Annotated in this window: 17 protein-coding genes and 1 riboswitch; of the genes, 4 read left to right on the forward strand and 13 right to left on the reverse strand. The window is 32.8% G+C overall.

Annotated features, from left to right (window positions below; genetic code table 11):
- Nucleotides 1–271 precede the first annotated feature (271 nt).
- A complete protein-coding gene (locus JK636_RS02160) occupies nucleotides 272–835 on the reverse strand; it encodes a TetR/AcrR family transcriptional regulator (RefSeq protein WP_202747188.1) in 564 nt (187 codons plus the stop codon).
- Between the two features lie 146 nt (nucleotides 836–981).
- Here JK636_RS02160 and JK636_RS02165 point away from each other — a divergent pair, with 146 nt between their 5' ends.
- From JK636_RS02165 to JK636_RS02175, 3 genes are read left to right on the forward strand one after another with little or no spacing between them, the layout of a single operon-like run.
- On the forward strand, nucleotides 982–2,229 hold the full coding sequence (locus tag JK636_RS02165) for a glycosyltransferase (protein ID WP_202747189.1): 1,248 nt from the start codon (nucleotides 982–984) through the stop codon (nucleotides 2,227–2,229).
- Between the two features lie 4 nt (nucleotides 2,230–2,233).
- Complete coding sequence (locus JK636_RS02170) at nucleotides 2,234–3,472, forward strand: MFS transporter (protein WP_202747190.1); 1,239 nt, start codon at nucleotides 2,234–2,236, stop codon at nucleotides 3,470–3,472.
- Entirely contained in the window at nucleotides 3,462–3,707 is a 246-nt protein-coding gene (locus tag JK636_RS02175) for a hypothetical protein (protein ID WP_202747191.1), read from the forward strand. Before JK636_RS02170 ends, JK636_RS02175 begins: the two co-directional genes overlap by 11 nt.
- Nucleotides 3,708–3,769: 62 nt before the next feature.
- Here JK636_RS02175 and JK636_RS02180 read toward each other — a convergent pair whose 3' ends face one another.
- The 8 genes from JK636_RS02180 to JK636_RS02215 all read right to left on the reverse strand — a co-directional run bounded on the left by JK636_RS02180 (nucleotide 3,770) and on the right by JK636_RS02215 (nucleotide 9,754).
- Nucleotides 3,770–4,861 (reverse strand): HAMP domain-containing sensor histidine kinase, encoded by a 1,092-nt coding sequence (locus JK636_RS02180; RefSeq protein ID WP_202747192.1) that lies wholly within the window; start codon nucleotides 4,859–4,861, stop codon nucleotides 3,770–3,772.
- Nucleotides 4,858–5,544: a response regulator transcription factor gene (locus JK636_RS02185; RefSeq protein WP_202747193.1), complete on the reverse strand. Its 687-nt coding sequence runs from the start codon at nucleotides 5,542–5,544 to the stop codon at nucleotides 4,858–4,860. The genes JK636_RS02180 and JK636_RS02185 overlap by 4 nt, the downstream gene beginning before the upstream one ends.
- 17 nt (nucleotides 5,545–5,561) lie before the next feature.
- Nucleotides 5,562–6,122, reverse strand: a complete 561-nt coding sequence (locus JK636_RS02190) for a class I SAM-dependent methyltransferase (RefSeq protein ID WP_202747194.1) — start codon at nucleotides 6,120–6,122, stop codon at nucleotides 5,562–5,564.
- Nucleotides 6,123–6,248: 126 nt separating this feature from the next.
- On the reverse strand, nucleotides 6,249–6,878 hold the full coding sequence (locus tag JK636_RS02195) for a TVP38/TMEM64 family protein (protein ID WP_202747195.1): 630 nt from the start codon (nucleotides 6,876–6,878) through the stop codon (nucleotides 6,249–6,251).
- Nucleotides 6,879–7,109: 231 nt separating this feature from the next.
- Complete coding sequence (locus tag JK636_RS02200; RefSeq protein WP_243428090.1) at nucleotides 7,110–7,313, reverse strand: GNAT family N-acetyltransferase; 204 nt, start codon at nucleotides 7,311–7,313, stop codon at nucleotides 7,110–7,112.
- Between the two features lie 81 nt (nucleotides 7,314–7,394).
- A complete protein-coding gene (locus tag JK636_RS02205) occupies nucleotides 7,395–8,081 on the reverse strand; it encodes a radical SAM protein (RefSeq protein ID WP_202747196.1) in 687 nt (228 codons plus the stop codon).
- 17 nt (nucleotides 8,082–8,098) lie between these two features.
- A complete protein-coding gene (locus JK636_RS02210; protein WP_202747197.1) occupies nucleotides 8,099–8,806 on the reverse strand; it encodes a B3/B4 domain-containing protein in 708 nt (235 codons plus the stop codon).
- A gap of 207 nt (nucleotides 8,807–9,013) precedes the next feature.
- A riboswitch (guanidine-I (ykkC/yxkD leader) is annotated at nucleotides 9,014–9,108 on the reverse strand.
- A 247-nt stretch (nucleotides 9,109–9,355) separates the two neighbouring features.
- Nucleotides 9,356–9,754, reverse strand: coding sequence for a hypothetical protein (locus JK636_RS02215; RefSeq protein WP_202747198.1), 399 nt, complete (start codon nucleotides 9,752–9,754; stop codon nucleotides 9,356–9,358).
- Nucleotides 9,755–9,907: 153 nt separating this feature from the next.
- Between JK636_RS02215 and JK636_RS02220 the strand changes: the two genes are divergently transcribed.
- Complete coding sequence (locus JK636_RS02220; protein WP_202747199.1) at nucleotides 9,908–11,248, forward strand: metallophosphoesterase; 1,341 nt, start codon at nucleotides 9,908–9,910, stop codon at nucleotides 11,246–11,248.
- A 72-nt stretch (nucleotides 11,249–11,320) separates the two neighbouring features.
- Here the strand turns inward: JK636_RS02220 and JK636_RS02225 are convergent, their stop codons facing one another.
- From JK636_RS02225 to JK636_RS02240, 4 genes are all read right to left on the reverse strand, one after another.
- On the reverse strand, nucleotides 11,321–11,608 hold the full coding sequence (locus JK636_RS02225; RefSeq protein ID WP_202747200.1) for a YciI family protein: 288 nt from the start codon (nucleotides 11,606–11,608) through the stop codon (nucleotides 11,321–11,323).
- An 85-nt stretch (nucleotides 11,609–11,693) separates the two neighbouring features.
- Nucleotides 11,694–11,882, reverse strand: a complete 189-nt coding sequence (locus JK636_RS02230; protein ID WP_202747201.1) for a hypothetical protein — start codon at nucleotides 11,880–11,882, stop codon at nucleotides 11,694–11,696.
- Between the two features lie 99 nt (nucleotides 11,883–11,981).
- On the reverse strand, nucleotides 11,982–12,524 hold the full coding sequence (locus tag JK636_RS02235; RefSeq protein WP_202747202.1) for a GNAT family N-acetyltransferase: 543 nt from the start codon (nucleotides 12,522–12,524) through the stop codon (nucleotides 11,982–11,984).
- A gap of 74 nt (nucleotides 12,525–12,598) precedes the next feature.
- On the reverse strand, nucleotides 12,599–13,357 hold the full coding sequence (locus tag JK636_RS02240; protein ID WP_202747203.1) for a DUF4304 domain-containing protein: 759 nt from the start codon (nucleotides 13,355–13,357) through the stop codon (nucleotides 12,599–12,601).
- Nucleotides 13,358–13,441: the final 84 nt, after the last annotated feature.

Here is a 13,441-nt window from a genome sequence, read left to right on the forward strand (position 1 = left end):
ATTATATACTATTCATTTTTGTCAATTGATATTACAAACTTAATGAATACTCTTACAAAAATGCTTCTATAGCTTTATTTTAGCTGTAATAGAATATTAAATATACTGATAACTTATTTTCAATTGATAATAAACATCAATCTGCAGTAATCTTTTATTTTCTATACTTTTACAAATGGTGTAAGGCTTGGCTTAGAATAAAGAGTCTTAAATCTCTTACACTTTATACTATACACAGATATAAGCCTAGGTTTTTAACTGATACTACGCTTTATAAAGGCAATTGTTTCATAATTCCTTGTTCCGTAAGCCTTTTTATCAATTCATGTAATTTATCATTTGGAATAGCATCTTCCTGTGTAAACCAGTAGCTCATGATGCCAATCATGGCAGACAGAGTATACTCTAAAATATAATCCAATTCTCTTTTATCAACATTGGGCATATCTTCGAAAACCTGCATTATTATCGGCTTGATTGTATTTTTTAATTTTCCTGCGAAAGATGGGTCTCCTTTTTCTCCAAGCAATACAGAGTAATATTTGCTGTTTTGTTTGTAAAGCTCGAAAAATTGTTCCAGGGGCATTCCCAAGGTTATGTTTGGTGTGAATACAGGGGGAAGCTCATCAAGGGTAGGTATCAATGAATTTTCAATATGCTCCAAAACATCATACACATCTTCGAAATACTCATAGAAGGTGCCTCTATTATACCCCGCTTTATTTGTAATATCCTTAATAGTAACTTTTTCAATTCTATTTTCGCAGTATAAAGACCAAAATGCATCAAGTAGGTTTTGTTTAGTCTGTTCTGTAATTTCTGGTCGTTTCTTCATTTTCACATCACTCCCGAATCCGACATTTATCGTTTTATTGTCGGTTGATGCTAAGCTTAATTATTACTATACTATAATCATACAACAGGTTGTTGGTTTACACAAGACCTACTATAATTTGAAAAATTCTCGGGAGGTTTAAAAATATGATTACAATTCTTTGTTCAGGTTCACGAGGTGATTTTCAACCATATATTGCACTTGCACAACAGTTAAAAAAACTAGGAAAGGAAGTTCGTATCACTGCAAGTAAAAGCGTTGAAGGCTTAATTCGCAGCTATGGAATTGATGTGTATCCTATAAAGGCAGATATTGAAACACTAAAGGTTGATCCGAAACTACTAAAGGCTGCTGGCTCCTCTGATAATCCTATGAAAATGATGTTAACCTTCAATAAGATGAAGGAATATGGCATCTACATGGTAAATGATTACTATTCCGCGTGCGAAGGAAGCGAACTTATTATATATCACCCAGGCTGCACAGTTGGCTATTTTGCAGCAGAAAAATTCGGTATACCTTCTGTTTTGGCTTCTCCTTTTCCAATGCATAAAACAAAAGAATACTTATCTGTAATAATGTACGGAAAAACAAAATCCAATTCTCTAACTAAAAAGATAAGCTACTCTATGATTCAGGGAATGCTGTGGATGGCTTCAAAGAGTTCTGTAAAAGGTTTTTGGAAGAAGAACTTTGGGGAAATACCAGACAATTTTAGCTGCCCTTTTGAGAGACATACAGATAAAAAACACCCTGCTATTGTATCCTGCAGTAACTTTGTTTTCAAAAGACCAGAGGACTGGAATGAAAATATTCACCAAAGGGGCTATTGGTTTGTTGAAGAGTCTTGTGACTACACTCCACCAAAAGAGCTTGAAGATTTCTTAAATGCTGGTGAAAAGCCTGTATATATAGGCTTTGGAAGTATGACATCCTTAGAACAGAATGAGGGTTTGTCAGAAATAGCAGTAGAAGCGATTAAAAAAAGCGGAAAACGCGGTATTATCTGCGGCATGGGAAAACCAAAAGATCTTCCTAAAAACATTATTGCAATTAACAGCATTCCACATACATGGCTGTTTGAAAGGGTTTCCGCAGTATGCCATCACGGTGGGGCTGGTACAACTGCAGCAGGGTTTAAGGCTGGAGTTCCAAACATCATTATACCTTTTTCCAATGATCAGTTTGCATGGGCTCACAGGGCTTATGACCTAGGGGTTGGTGCAAAACCTATTCCTAGAAAGGAACTAACTTCAGACAAGCTTGCCGAAGCAATCAAGTTTGCTATAACTGATAAAATCATTACAAATGCCAAAACCCTTGGCAAAGATATAGCTAAGGAAAATGGGGCTGAAGAATGTGCAAAAACTATTGTAAAGTGTCTTGAGAGGTAATGATATGGAGAAAGCTAAGAGTTGGAAAAAATCATTTTTTACAATTTATATAGGTCAGGCATTTTCCCTATTGAGTTCAAGCGCTGTGCAGTTCTCAATAATTTGGTGGATTACCATGGAAACGGGTTCAGCCCTTTCCTTGACAATCGCCAGCGTCATAGGCCTTCTGCCACAAGCGGTTATTGGACTGTTTGCAGGGGTTTGGATTGACAGGTTTAACCGTAAAAAAATAATGATTATAGCTGATAGTGCTGTAGCACTTTCAAGCCTTATTCTAGGAATCTTATTTATTATAGGTATTAAATCAATTATATTCGTTTATATAGTTCTATTTATCAGGGCTTTGGGGGAAACCTTTCATAAGCCGGCACTTCAAGCTGCTATTCCAAATCTAGTACCTCAATCTGAGCTTACAAAAGCAGGTGGGTTCGGACAAATGATAAACTCAGCCTGCTCTATAGTTGGGCCTATGCTTAGTGCATTTTTAATGAGCATAACGTCCCTTCAATATGCAATGCTTGTAGATGTTTTTGGAGCTGCCTTTGCTGTAACAACCTTATCCACCGTAAAATTCCTAAATAATACAGCTAGCCAGGGAGATAAACTGAGCATAATTCAAGACATGAAGCTAGGTATAAGCGCTTTTAAATCTAACAAAGCACTGCTTAGACTTTCTGTCCCTATGATTATATCTACCATCATTTTCGTTCCAATAGGAACTCTGCTTCCTCTTATGGTTAAGTGGTATTTTAATGGGACGGCCTGGCACAATGGACTTGTACAAACCCTCTTTTCAACTGGTATGCTTATTGCAGCAATGATTATTGGTTTTACAGGGGGGCTCAAAAAGCAGTTTTTAATGATTTCACTTTCTACTGGTTTACTAGGTATCTGCTCCCTAATTGGTGGTATCTTGCCAGCAAGTTTATTTTGGATATTTTGTATAGTAGTATTCGTCATGGGTACAACGGGCATGGGTTTCAACATTCCCTTTACTTCCTATATTCAAAGAACCGTGCCGGCAGAAAACTTAGGCAAAGTTATTTCTCTCGTTACAAGCGTTATGAGCTTCGCAGCCCCTGTAGGAATATTCATTGCAGGTCCTATTTCAGAAATTATAGGTGTAATCAACTGGATGATTTGTGCAGGAATAGTTATGATCTTTGTAGGCCTTCTATGTTATTTTCTAACTAGAGAATTTGATACCCCATTGAACAGCGAGGTTATAGTAAATGAAAAATAACGCTTTGAAAGCTATTTCAGGTATGATTTTTTTAGCAGTTTCTCCTTTTGTTGTTTTAACTATAGTTGGCCTCCTATATGTTATATTTCAAATGCTTGGAGGAATCTCATTTGCAGCAGGAACTCAGGCATTTATTAATTCTATCTACAGCCTTGTACCGTTTTTTAAGTATCTCACAACCATACCAATAATAGTTTTGGTTATAGTAGTCATCCAAAATAAATCAGTAAGATAGTATAATGAGTAAGTATGCTCCTCTGAATCATGGGGAGCATAAGAATTTCTTAAATTTTTCTTTTACTCAATTTGATCACTAGTGTTCAAGCTAATATGCATTTTTATCACATCACCATCGCACTCTGCCCAAATTTGTCCTCCATGAAGCTCAATGATTTTCTTTGAGATTGCAAGTCCTAGTCCTGAGCCTTCAATACTACTGGATCTCGAAACATCAACTCTGTAAAATTTATCGAACATTTTATTTAACTTATCCTGTTCTATATGTTCACTCTTATTAGAAATTGAAATATGAGCAGCACCCTCTTTGTTTTCTGCTCTAATACCTATATCCGATGGTTTAACGCTGTATTTTTCTGCGTTGCTTAAAACATTATCAAAAACCCTTACTATTTTTTCAATATCAATTTTAACAGGAATCTCTTCATCAATATCCGTTACAATTCTTAAACCCTTAGATTCAAACACCGGAGTATACTCTCCCAGCATTTGAATAAGTATAGTGCTCAAGTTAACTTCTTGAACCTGTAACTTAATACCGCCACTAGAAAGCTTTGTGTATTCAAATAATTCATCAATAAGCCTTTTTAGCTTTATAGAAAGATTGTACGTTGAAGTTAAATATTCCTTCTCTTCCTCTCTGCTTTTATATTTCTCGCTTTTTAGGATGTCCAAGTATCCTATTATTGCAGTAAGAGGAGTTCTTAAATCATGAGAAACATTTGTTATTAACTCAGTTTTTGCATTTTCTATCTCTCTTTCCTGTTCAAATTTATCTTTTAATTGTTTAGACATAGAATTAATACTTTTGCACAGTTCAGCTAATTCATCACTGCCCCGCACTTTCAGAGATAAACCTAGTTCTTCATTTGCAATTTTACCAACCTGTTCAGAGATATACTTGATATATTTAATTTTATTGTTAACTAGCAATAAAAATACAACTAAAAAAGCTGAAATCCCTATTGCAAAGATAATAGTAGCAATAATATTATACTCCATCATTCCTATAGAGTTGGCTCTTGCTGAAACGTAAGGTTTAACAATATATCCAGAAAATAAATATACTGATAAAAATGCAAAAAAGAGAGAGACCACTATTGATAATATAAGTTCAAGGCTGATTTTCCTTGTAAATATAGTTGCTTTCATATCTTATACCCAACTCCCCAAACTGTCTTAATATATACAGGCTTTTTGGGATCTTCTTCAATCTTCTCTCTTATCTTTGTTATATGAACCATTATTGTATTATCTGATTTATAAAACTCCTCTCCCCATACCCTTTCATAAATCTTTTCTATGCTGAAAACTATTCCTTTGTTTCTTGCAAGAAGCTCCAGTATATCAAATTCCTTTGGTGTGAGCCTTATTTCTTTATCTCCTACAAGTACCTGTCTCGTATCAGTATTTATAGTTAAATTTCCAACTTCGATTATATTCTTGGCTGCATTTTGAGGAGTCGAATATCTTGTATACCTTCTAAGCTGCGACTTAACTCTTGCGAGAAGCTCCATAGCATTAAAAGGCTTTGTTATATAATCATCAGCACCTGATGCCAAGCCTTGAATTTTATCGAGATCTTCTGATTTTGCAGATAGAAATATAATAGGCATGATATTATCTTCTCTAATTTTCATGCAGGCTTCTATTCCATTCATAACCGGCATCATGATATCTAGAAGAACAAGATCAATATCATTCTCAGCTATAATCTTAAGCGCTTGTTCTCCATTTTCTGCCTTTAATACCTCATAGCCTTCATTTTCTAAATATATTCCTGTAATTTTTCTTATTTCATTATCATCATCAACTATTAGAATTTTGTTTGGCATAAAGTTATTCCTTCCTTTTATGAATTTTGACATTTTAAAACATAAGCCGGCGGAACATTAAGCATCACTCTTTCTAAATCTATTTTCTTAAAAAAGCCTGCAATAAATTCCTTCTTTAAAAGAGTGTACTGGAAAGTTATAAATAATCCATCTTTCTTTAATATACTTTTTGTTTTTCTTAGTATTTTATTAGAAACATTTTTTGGCAGGCTTGCAAAAGGTAACCCAGAAACTACACAGTCTGCTTTACTGATATTATATTCTTTTAAATATTTATCTACATTTTCAGCGGAATCATTTATTAGGATAATGCTATCCTGTCCCCTATATCTCTTCTCTAGTTGTTCACAAAACTCTTTATTATACTCTAAGAGCAGCAGTATTGTATCCTGCTTTTTCCCTTCTATAAGCTTGTCTGTGAAAACTCCTGTGCCAGGTCCGTATTCAACTATGCATTTTGCATTTTCAAAATCAATATCCTTTACCATTTTCTCAGCTAATTTTTCTGAGCTAGGTGCTACAGCTCCTACAGTTCTCGGTGACTTAAAATATTCTATTAGAAACTTTATCATTTTCATACTAAGGCTCCCCCTTATTTTTTAAGATATTAATTCTGCCTGCTTATATAAGTTATCTTACGGTCTTAGTATAAAGCTCAAAACTTAAGAATCTCTGTATAAAGTTCTTAAGAATTCTTAACATTTTTATAAATTAATCTGACTATTCCACTTCTTATAATTCATATAGCTGATTGAAACTATGATGATTAGAGTGATTATGAATACATATAAAGAATATTTCATGCTTATCCCTAAAAAGGTATACAGCAATATGATTGGTGTATCAGCAATAAATATAGTTAAAGCATACTTATTTAAAGGAATACCTGTTAATACGGAAAAGAAGCATACAATGTCTGAAGGCACCACAGGAGAGGAAACCCCCAAAGCCAGAATTTTAACATTATTTCTTTGAATTAAATTGTATACTTTAGGATACTTGTTTATTATCTTTTCCTGATAACCCATGCCAATTGTGGCTTTAACAAAGAAGAATAGTAAAACTTCGCTCAGCAAATTTGCTATTGTAACTAAAATAAATGCCTTCACAGGATTAAATAATATCCCCGCAATAATTATAAAAACAGTACATGGTACGAGGGTAAAAATTCTAAATGAAGCAATGGTTAAAAACAGTAAGGTACTGTACTTAGGATATATCTGTAAAAACCCTGTTATTTTAACTATTCCATTTGAATATAGCTGATACTTAAAGAACACAAATAAAATTGCCAGCCAAAATAAAAAGACTATACCTTTAAATAACTTATTCATAATGCACCCCTATTCTTGTAATTATATTTATAATGAAATCTTTCATGTAATGTTGCCGTTTAAGCATTATGTATTTTATTGTAGAGGTTAGATATTAAATAAAGGTTACGAAAAATCTTAAGAATTCTTAATATTTTTATAGGTATAAAAAAAGCATGCTAATTTTTTGAGTAATTAGCATGCTTTCTTACATACGAATATATAGTTGTTGATTAAGAATATAAACGAGTACTAGATCATAAGCTTCATCAAATTATCTGTCTGCTCATCATCACCAAGCTTAAAAATATGAGTATCAAATTTCACAAACCCTTGCTTTTCGTAAAATCTTATTGCAGCTACGTTGTGCTCCCATACGCCCAGCCAAATATAGTTGAGGTTATTGATTTTGCCAATTTCTATAGCCTTTTTTATTCTCGCCAGAAAAGGTCTCATAAAAGGTTTTTTCACATATATATTTAACTTTTTCTATGTCGTTTAAACTGCATTCTTTGATTACTAAATTGTCCATAATCTTTATCTCTCCAATTGCATTAAAATTTCATCAAACCTTTCATCTGATACACCAAGCTTTTTCTTAAATTTTTCATCATCCATTCTTTCAACAATAACCTTGTCAGGACATAATTTATTAATAACATCTTTTATCTTATTAACAGCTTCTTCTGTGTCATTGTAGCCTTTGATAATTGTTACCTCTAAAATAAATTTGCCTTTATATTGTTTATTGAATGAAACCATATTTGAAATATACTCTTCTAGTGTATAGCCTTCAATTGGTCTTTGTACTTTCTGAAAATCCCCTTCTGAAATGGCTTTTATCTCTCCAATGACTTCATCACACTTATTGGCTATTCGTATATATTCATCTCTACCTAACAAATATCCATTAGATAATAGTCTTACAAGTAATCCCTTGCTTTTAATAAGAGCAATAATATCATCAATTCTGCTGTTTACAAAGGCTTCACCCTTTGAATTAATATAAACTAATTCTGCCTTATTATCTTCTATCATATTTTCTAATTCGTTTAATGAATTATCCATATCATCAAAAGGCTGTTGCGTATCTACCTTATTTTGAGATCTTCCAATAGGGCAAAATATACAGTCAAAATTACAATACTTTTCAGGCAGAATGTTTACCTCCAACACTCTTTTGCCATCCTCAATATAAATATCTTTATAATTAAAACCACCCATCCATCTAACCTCCTAAGTTACTCTATTACTACTTCTTTATTATTAATATCTAAAATTGAAACTTTGCTTGTTCCACCTAAATTATTTTCTACTTTTTCTGCTAATTCTTTTAATGCATTTTCAAATTCTGTCACTCTGTTTTCATCTATTAACTCAATGCATAAAAAAGCATTAGTTGTATCTTCAGTGAGCATTGTTCTTACCGCTTCACGCCAATTAAAGCACCTGCAAATTGCTCCATCATTATCTTTATATACTATCTCACCTTCATATGGAGGCTCGCTTTTATCAGTTCCTAATGTAATAAAATCTTCGTTTCCAACAGCCTTGGTGAGCCTGATATCACCAGCAAATTTATCTATATTCTCACCACCGCATGGCAATGCATATTTTAATGAAATAGAATTATAAATATCAACAAGCGGATTAATGGTTCCTAAATGATTTCCATTATAAATTCGTTTTAATAATGCCTCAATGGATGACCTTGCACCTTTCTTCGTTTTAAACTTTTGAAAGGCTTCTCTCCATACTTTTATTACAGAGTTGCTGCTAAATTCCTCACTCGGCAAATGCTTTAACGCTTCTTTTTCTGCTTCTAAAATCATTTCAGCGTATTTGTCTTTGTCTTTTATAGAATTATCTATGCCTTTACAAACGATAACCCCAATTTTTGCATTGGGAAACAAACTCCAAAGATCATCCTCGATAATAAATTTTTTCATTAGAATTCCTCCTTTTAGTCGGAAGCACTGAGTAGTTTAGACCACTCGCTCCCGCTCGTAAACTACTCGTAAAAGGTCATTTATTTAGACATTTACCTTCTTTATAGTGTAATTATATAGTTGTTTTTTATTCTATTTATTTAGAGATAATAACTGCTGCTTCCAAAGAAATAAAATAAAAAAAGCCTAAAGAAATATTATAAAAATATCTCCCAGGCTTTTATCCTTCCGTGTACACAATTCTTTGTGCGTTTTCTCTCGGACCTGCCAGTTATAACTGCGGAACCCTAGAAAACTAAACTCTATTAAGTATTTTATGATTATAAATTGCAATTTATATATGCATTTTAGCATAACATAACCTTTAAATCAATATAAAATCTTACAACATGTAATCAACTCTAATACATATCAAACATAAGAATCATATATGAGCAGCTCAAATAATTTTTAATACTTTTATTTAAAATATCTTTAGTAAAAAACTTGTCGCGATATATTCTTATCATGATAAGAATATATCGCGACAGGATTTTTATTATCAATTTTTCATCTAACAGGGTTTTCAGTATACATACGCTCTACCTTTCCACTGTCTGTGTTATTCTTTTTATAGAGCTTGACAGAAAACCAGTATCTTTTATCAACCTGCAGGCTGTCAAAATCTTTTTTATTCATATCATATCTGCATTCAGTAAGGCTAGGACCTCTATACACCATTAAGTATTGCTCTTTACCATTATAAATTTTAACAGCAATGTCCTCTCCGCTGTATCCTTCTGATTTTTTTGTTTCTAGGTATCTGTTATCAATAATTTTTGTGTCAGATGTTATCATTCCTGTAATCTTTGGAGGTGCACAAGTATAATATATTACAGAAAATAATATTAATGCTGCTACGATTAATATTATAGACATTTTAAGATTATCTTTCGTTGCATATCTCATATTAACATCTCCTTAATATCCCTTTTATTATATATTCATCCATACATTTAAATATCATCCTTCATACAATATATTTTCTAAAATTAAATCATGAACCAATATACAGCTTTTGTGCTATAATTATCATACATAAATATACATCTGGAGGTTATAATGAAAATAAAAAAAAGCTTATCATATATATTAATTATTGCACTTACTTTAAGCTTCACAGCCTGTGATAAGATGAGTTCAGCTTCACTTCTTTCACACAAAATAAAATCAGGCAGTGATGTGACCTTTTTTGTTACAACAGACATTCACTATTTATCTAACGATTTAACTGATAACGGCGAGGCTTTTCAACAATTTGTTAAGAGCGGTGACGGAAAAGAGGTTGGTTATATTGATGATATAGTTAATGCTTTTACTAATGATATAAAAAAGAAAAAGCCTGACGTTTTGATTATAAGCGGTGATTTAACTACCAATGGAGAAAAGAAAAGCCATCTTTCGTTGGCAGAAAAACTAAAAGCAATTGAAAAATCAGGTACTTCTATTTATGTTATTCCGGGAAACCATGATATATTTAACCCCTATGCAAGAGCTTTTAAAGGCGAGGATCAATTAAAGACAGATTATATATCAGATAAGGACTTTAGCAGTATTTATAAGGACTTTGGCTACGGGGAGGCTGTTTCAAGAGATAAAAATACCCTAAGCTATCTTGCCGAGCCCTCAGAGGATGTATGGCTTTTAATGCTGGACACAGCTCAATACAAGGATAATATAAAGAAAGGCTCTCCACAACTGGATGGAAGAATAAGCAGCGAGACCTTTGAATGGATAAAAAAATGCAGCGACATGGCTAATGAAAAAGGTGCAAAAATAATAACAGTTATGCATCACAATATGCTTAACCACAGCGATGTTGTCAGAGAGGGCTTCACTTTAAACGATAATGAAAAAGCTTTAGACCAGTTTCACAGCATGGGAATAAATTTATTTTTAAGCGGTCATATTCATATTCAGGATATAAGCTCAACTAAAAAAGATAATGACACTATGTACGATATAGTAACAAGCTCTCTTGCTGTATATCCTCAGCAATATGGAGTTATTAAATATTCAAAGAAATCTGGAATTGACTACAGCACTTCGAAGGTTGATGTAGAAGGCTATGCTAAGGAATCAGGAATAAAGGATCCAAATCTTCTAAACTTCAGCAGCTATTCTGAAAAATCCTTTGGCCAAAGATCCTACGCAAGAACCTACAGCAATCTTTTAATGGCGGACGCCTACACTGATGAACAAATAAAGTTAATGGCCGAAACCACAAGGCTCCTTAATCTCAGATATTTTTCAGGCACAGAGTATTTAAACTCAAAGGATGTAGTAAATTCAGAAGGCTTCAAGCTTTTAATCTCTGATAATTCAGGCTTTTCAAGCCGATATGCCTTAAGCATAGTTTATGACAATGACACAGATGATAATAAGCTTCATATAGATAATTAAAAATAAAGGGCTGCAGCAAAACAACTTAAACCTATTGCATAGTTGTTTTAATGCAGTCCCTAATTTATACCTTTAATTACTTTTAGATAGGATAAATAATTCCCATTCATACAGCTCATACGTGAAGAAGTTTCTTTTTATTAAAGGATCATTTTCTGCAATTGCTTTTGCCTCTTTAATGTCCTTTGCTTCATATATTATCATACCGCCTTTTGTATTATTGAACCCCCCGCCAACAAAATATCTTTCGCTGGCTATTGTATTTAAATACTCTACATGCTCTTGAAAATCTTTAGGTGAGGAGTTTAAATCCGGGTTCTTATAATCAATTCTTACAAATAGTTTATCACCTTTCTTCATAGACCTGCCTCCTTTATTTATGAGATAATATAAGAACATTTCTCATCAATATTTTTTATTTAACAAAATCAAAGGCCTTCATTCCTCATTTTCTTATTAGATTCATTATTATTTTAAGAACGCCTGCAAACAAAGGTAACAAAGGAATAATTACCATCGGGATTAGTAATATGGCAAACAGCAATACGTCAAGTCCCCCCATTCCTGCGAACGGTTTTCCTAATTCTTCTTCCTTAGGCAGCTCATCATAACTTGGATTTTTAATTATCTTCATCACAATTTTCCTTTCTTCTTTTTATCATCAATAGTGAAGTTCATTTATAAAAGTATCACTTTGTCATAGGCATAAGAAATTAAATAGTATGTCTGTCAATTAATTTTTATCAGATATAATTGCAAGTATTTGATGGTCTTCCCATTGACCATTTATTTTTACATTCTTCTGTGCTATACCCTCTTTATGAAATCCCACCTTCTCCAAGACTCTCATAGAACCAATGTTTGTTAGCATAACACCAGCCTCAATTCGATGCAATTTTAACTCATCAAATGCAAACTTTACTGCTAAAGAGACTGCTTCCGTTGCATATCCCTTTCCATTATGTTGTTTATCTAATGAATAACCAATTAAACAGCTTTCAAGTGCTCCACGAAATATTTGAAACAAGCTCACATCGCCTATTAGTTCATTGCTGTCTTTTGTAAATATACCAAAGCAATATTGTCTGTCTTTTTCTCTTTGTTCTGCCATATCACTAATAGACTTTCTTTGTGCCTCAAATGTATAAAAGTTATCATTATGAATCGGTGAATATTTTTGAAAAAACTCCGTGTTCCTTAAATTCAAATCAAGTAATGCTTGTACATCAGTATCTTTTAAATATCTAAGATATATTTTACTGCCCATAATATCCATATTAATTTGCCTCCCATATGCAAAAATACAGTAATGATTTTTCGTCATAGCTTATCTTTATGTATTTCTATAAACTACAAAATAATTCCTGCATGATTAATATATTCTTCAACTCTTTCTTTTAAAAAACCATTTTGCAGTCTTTTTAATATCTTTCTCGCCTTTTCCTTATCTCCATAATTGTGATAAAGGGTTGCTGCATTAAACATCATCCATCCCTCTGCAAAGCTATCAGGCTCATCATTATCTATATGCTCTAATAATTTTTCAGCACTTGGAATTGTGCTAAAAAACTTGATTATAACATTTTCAATATCAGAAGAGATAATCTCGTTAAATCCTTCCCCAGTCTGCTTATTATATCTGCTATCGAGTTTGTCTTTTAATAACTCTTTCTTCTCATCTTTCTTTGTTTCAGTTAGGGAAACAGGAAGCAACCTACTGTTCCATAAATCTAACAAATAGAGAGGATAATGAAAATCACCCAAACCATTCTCCCAACCGATAAGTGAATCAGGATCTATACTAAATATAGTTGCCTCCCATTTCTTATCGTACTTTTTGCCTAGCGAATCGTATAATGATGGTATAGCAATTTCTACTTGTAACCAAAACCTGGCATGAACTCTGGTATTATCTCTTGAAAACTTAACATAACATACTTCTATAAGACCATCCCGCTCGCGGTAAAAAGTATTTCCATTCTTTCTGAAGCCTCTTCCTTTAAATCCTGGAACAATAACGTTATCAAAGGTTTCATGCAGCATATGTGCATAATGATATTTTTCAGAAAGACTGTCAAGATAAGGACTGCCATAAAAAAAACCATCCATATTTAATCACTCTCCTCTACTTTATTAGTCAAACATCCAAATCCTTTAATTCCACTAACTAATATTCTTTTTCTTCGTATTCTA

The sequence above is a fragment of the Clostridium rhizosphaerae genome, assembly GCF_016765585.1.
Lineage (GTDB): Bacteria > Bacillota > Clostridia > Clostridiales > Clostridiaceae > Clostridium_AT > Clostridium_AT rhizosphaerae.

What these genes read in the sequence shown, in the direction of transcription:
- JK636_RS02160 (WP_202747188.1), bottom strand. Translation starts at nt 835, where the DNA reads ATGAAGAAACGACCAGAAATTACAGAACAGACTAAACAAAACCTACTT.
- JK636_RS02165 (WP_202747189.1), top strand. Translation starts at nt 982, where the DNA reads ATGATTACAATTCTTTGTTCAGGTTCACGAGGTGATTTTCAACCATAT.
- JK636_RS02170 (WP_202747190.1), top strand. Translation starts at nt 2,234, where the DNA reads ATGGAGAAAGCTAAGAGTTGGAAAAAATCATTTTTTACAATTTATATA.
- JK636_RS02175 (WP_202747191.1), top strand. Translation starts at nt 3,462, where the DNA reads ATGAAAAATAACGCTTTGAAAGCTATTTCAGGTATGATTTTTTTAGCA.
- JK636_RS02180 (WP_202747192.1), bottom strand. Translation starts at nt 4,861, where the DNA reads ATGAAAGCAACTATATTTACAAGGAAAATCAGCCTTGAACTTATATTA.
- JK636_RS02185 (WP_202747193.1), bottom strand. Translation starts at nt 5,544, where the DNA reads ATGCCAAACAAAATTCTAATAGTTGATGATGATAATGAAATAAGAAAA.
- JK636_RS02190 (WP_202747194.1), bottom strand. Translation starts at nt 6,122, where the DNA reads ATGAAAATGATAAAGTTTCTAATAGAATATTTTAAGTCACCGAGAACT.
- JK636_RS02195 (WP_202747195.1), bottom strand. Translation starts at nt 6,878, where the DNA reads ATGAATAAGTTATTTAAAGGTATAGTCTTTTTATTTTGGCTGGCAATT.
- JK636_RS02200 (WP_243428090.1), bottom strand. Translation starts at nt 7,313, where the DNA reads ATGAGACCTTTTCTGGCGAGAATAAAAAAGGCTATAGAAATTGGCAAA.
- JK636_RS02205 (WP_202747196.1), bottom strand. Translation starts at nt 8,081, where the DNA reads ATGGGTGGTTTTAATTATAAAGATATTTATATTGAGGATGGCAAAAGA.
- JK636_RS02210 (WP_202747197.1), bottom strand. Translation starts at nt 8,806, where the DNA reads ATGAAAAAATTTATTATCGAGGATGATCTTTGGAGTTTGTTTCCCAAT.
- JK636_RS02215 (WP_202747198.1), bottom strand. Translation starts at nt 9,754, where the DNA reads ATGAGATATGCAACGAAAGATAATCTTAAAATGTCTATAATATTAATC.
- JK636_RS02220 (WP_202747199.1), top strand. Translation starts at nt 9,908, where the DNA reads ATGAAAATAAAAAAAAGCTTATCATATATATTAATTATTGCACTTACT.
- JK636_RS02225 (WP_202747200.1), bottom strand. Translation starts at nt 11,608, where the DNA reads ATGAAGAAAGGTGATAAACTATTTGTAAGAATTGATTATAAGAACCCG.
- JK636_RS02230 (WP_202747201.1), bottom strand. Translation starts at nt 11,882, where the DNA reads ATGAAGATAATTAAAAATCCAAGTTATGATGAGCTGCCTAAGGAAGAA.
- JK636_RS02235 (WP_202747202.1), bottom strand. Translation starts at nt 12,524, where the DNA reads ATGGATATTATGGGCAGTAAAATATATCTTAGATATTTAAAAGATACT.
- JK636_RS02240 (WP_202747203.1), bottom strand. Translation starts at nt 13,357, where the DNA reads ATGGATGGTTTTTTTTATGGCAGTCCTTATCTTGACAGTCTTTCTGAA.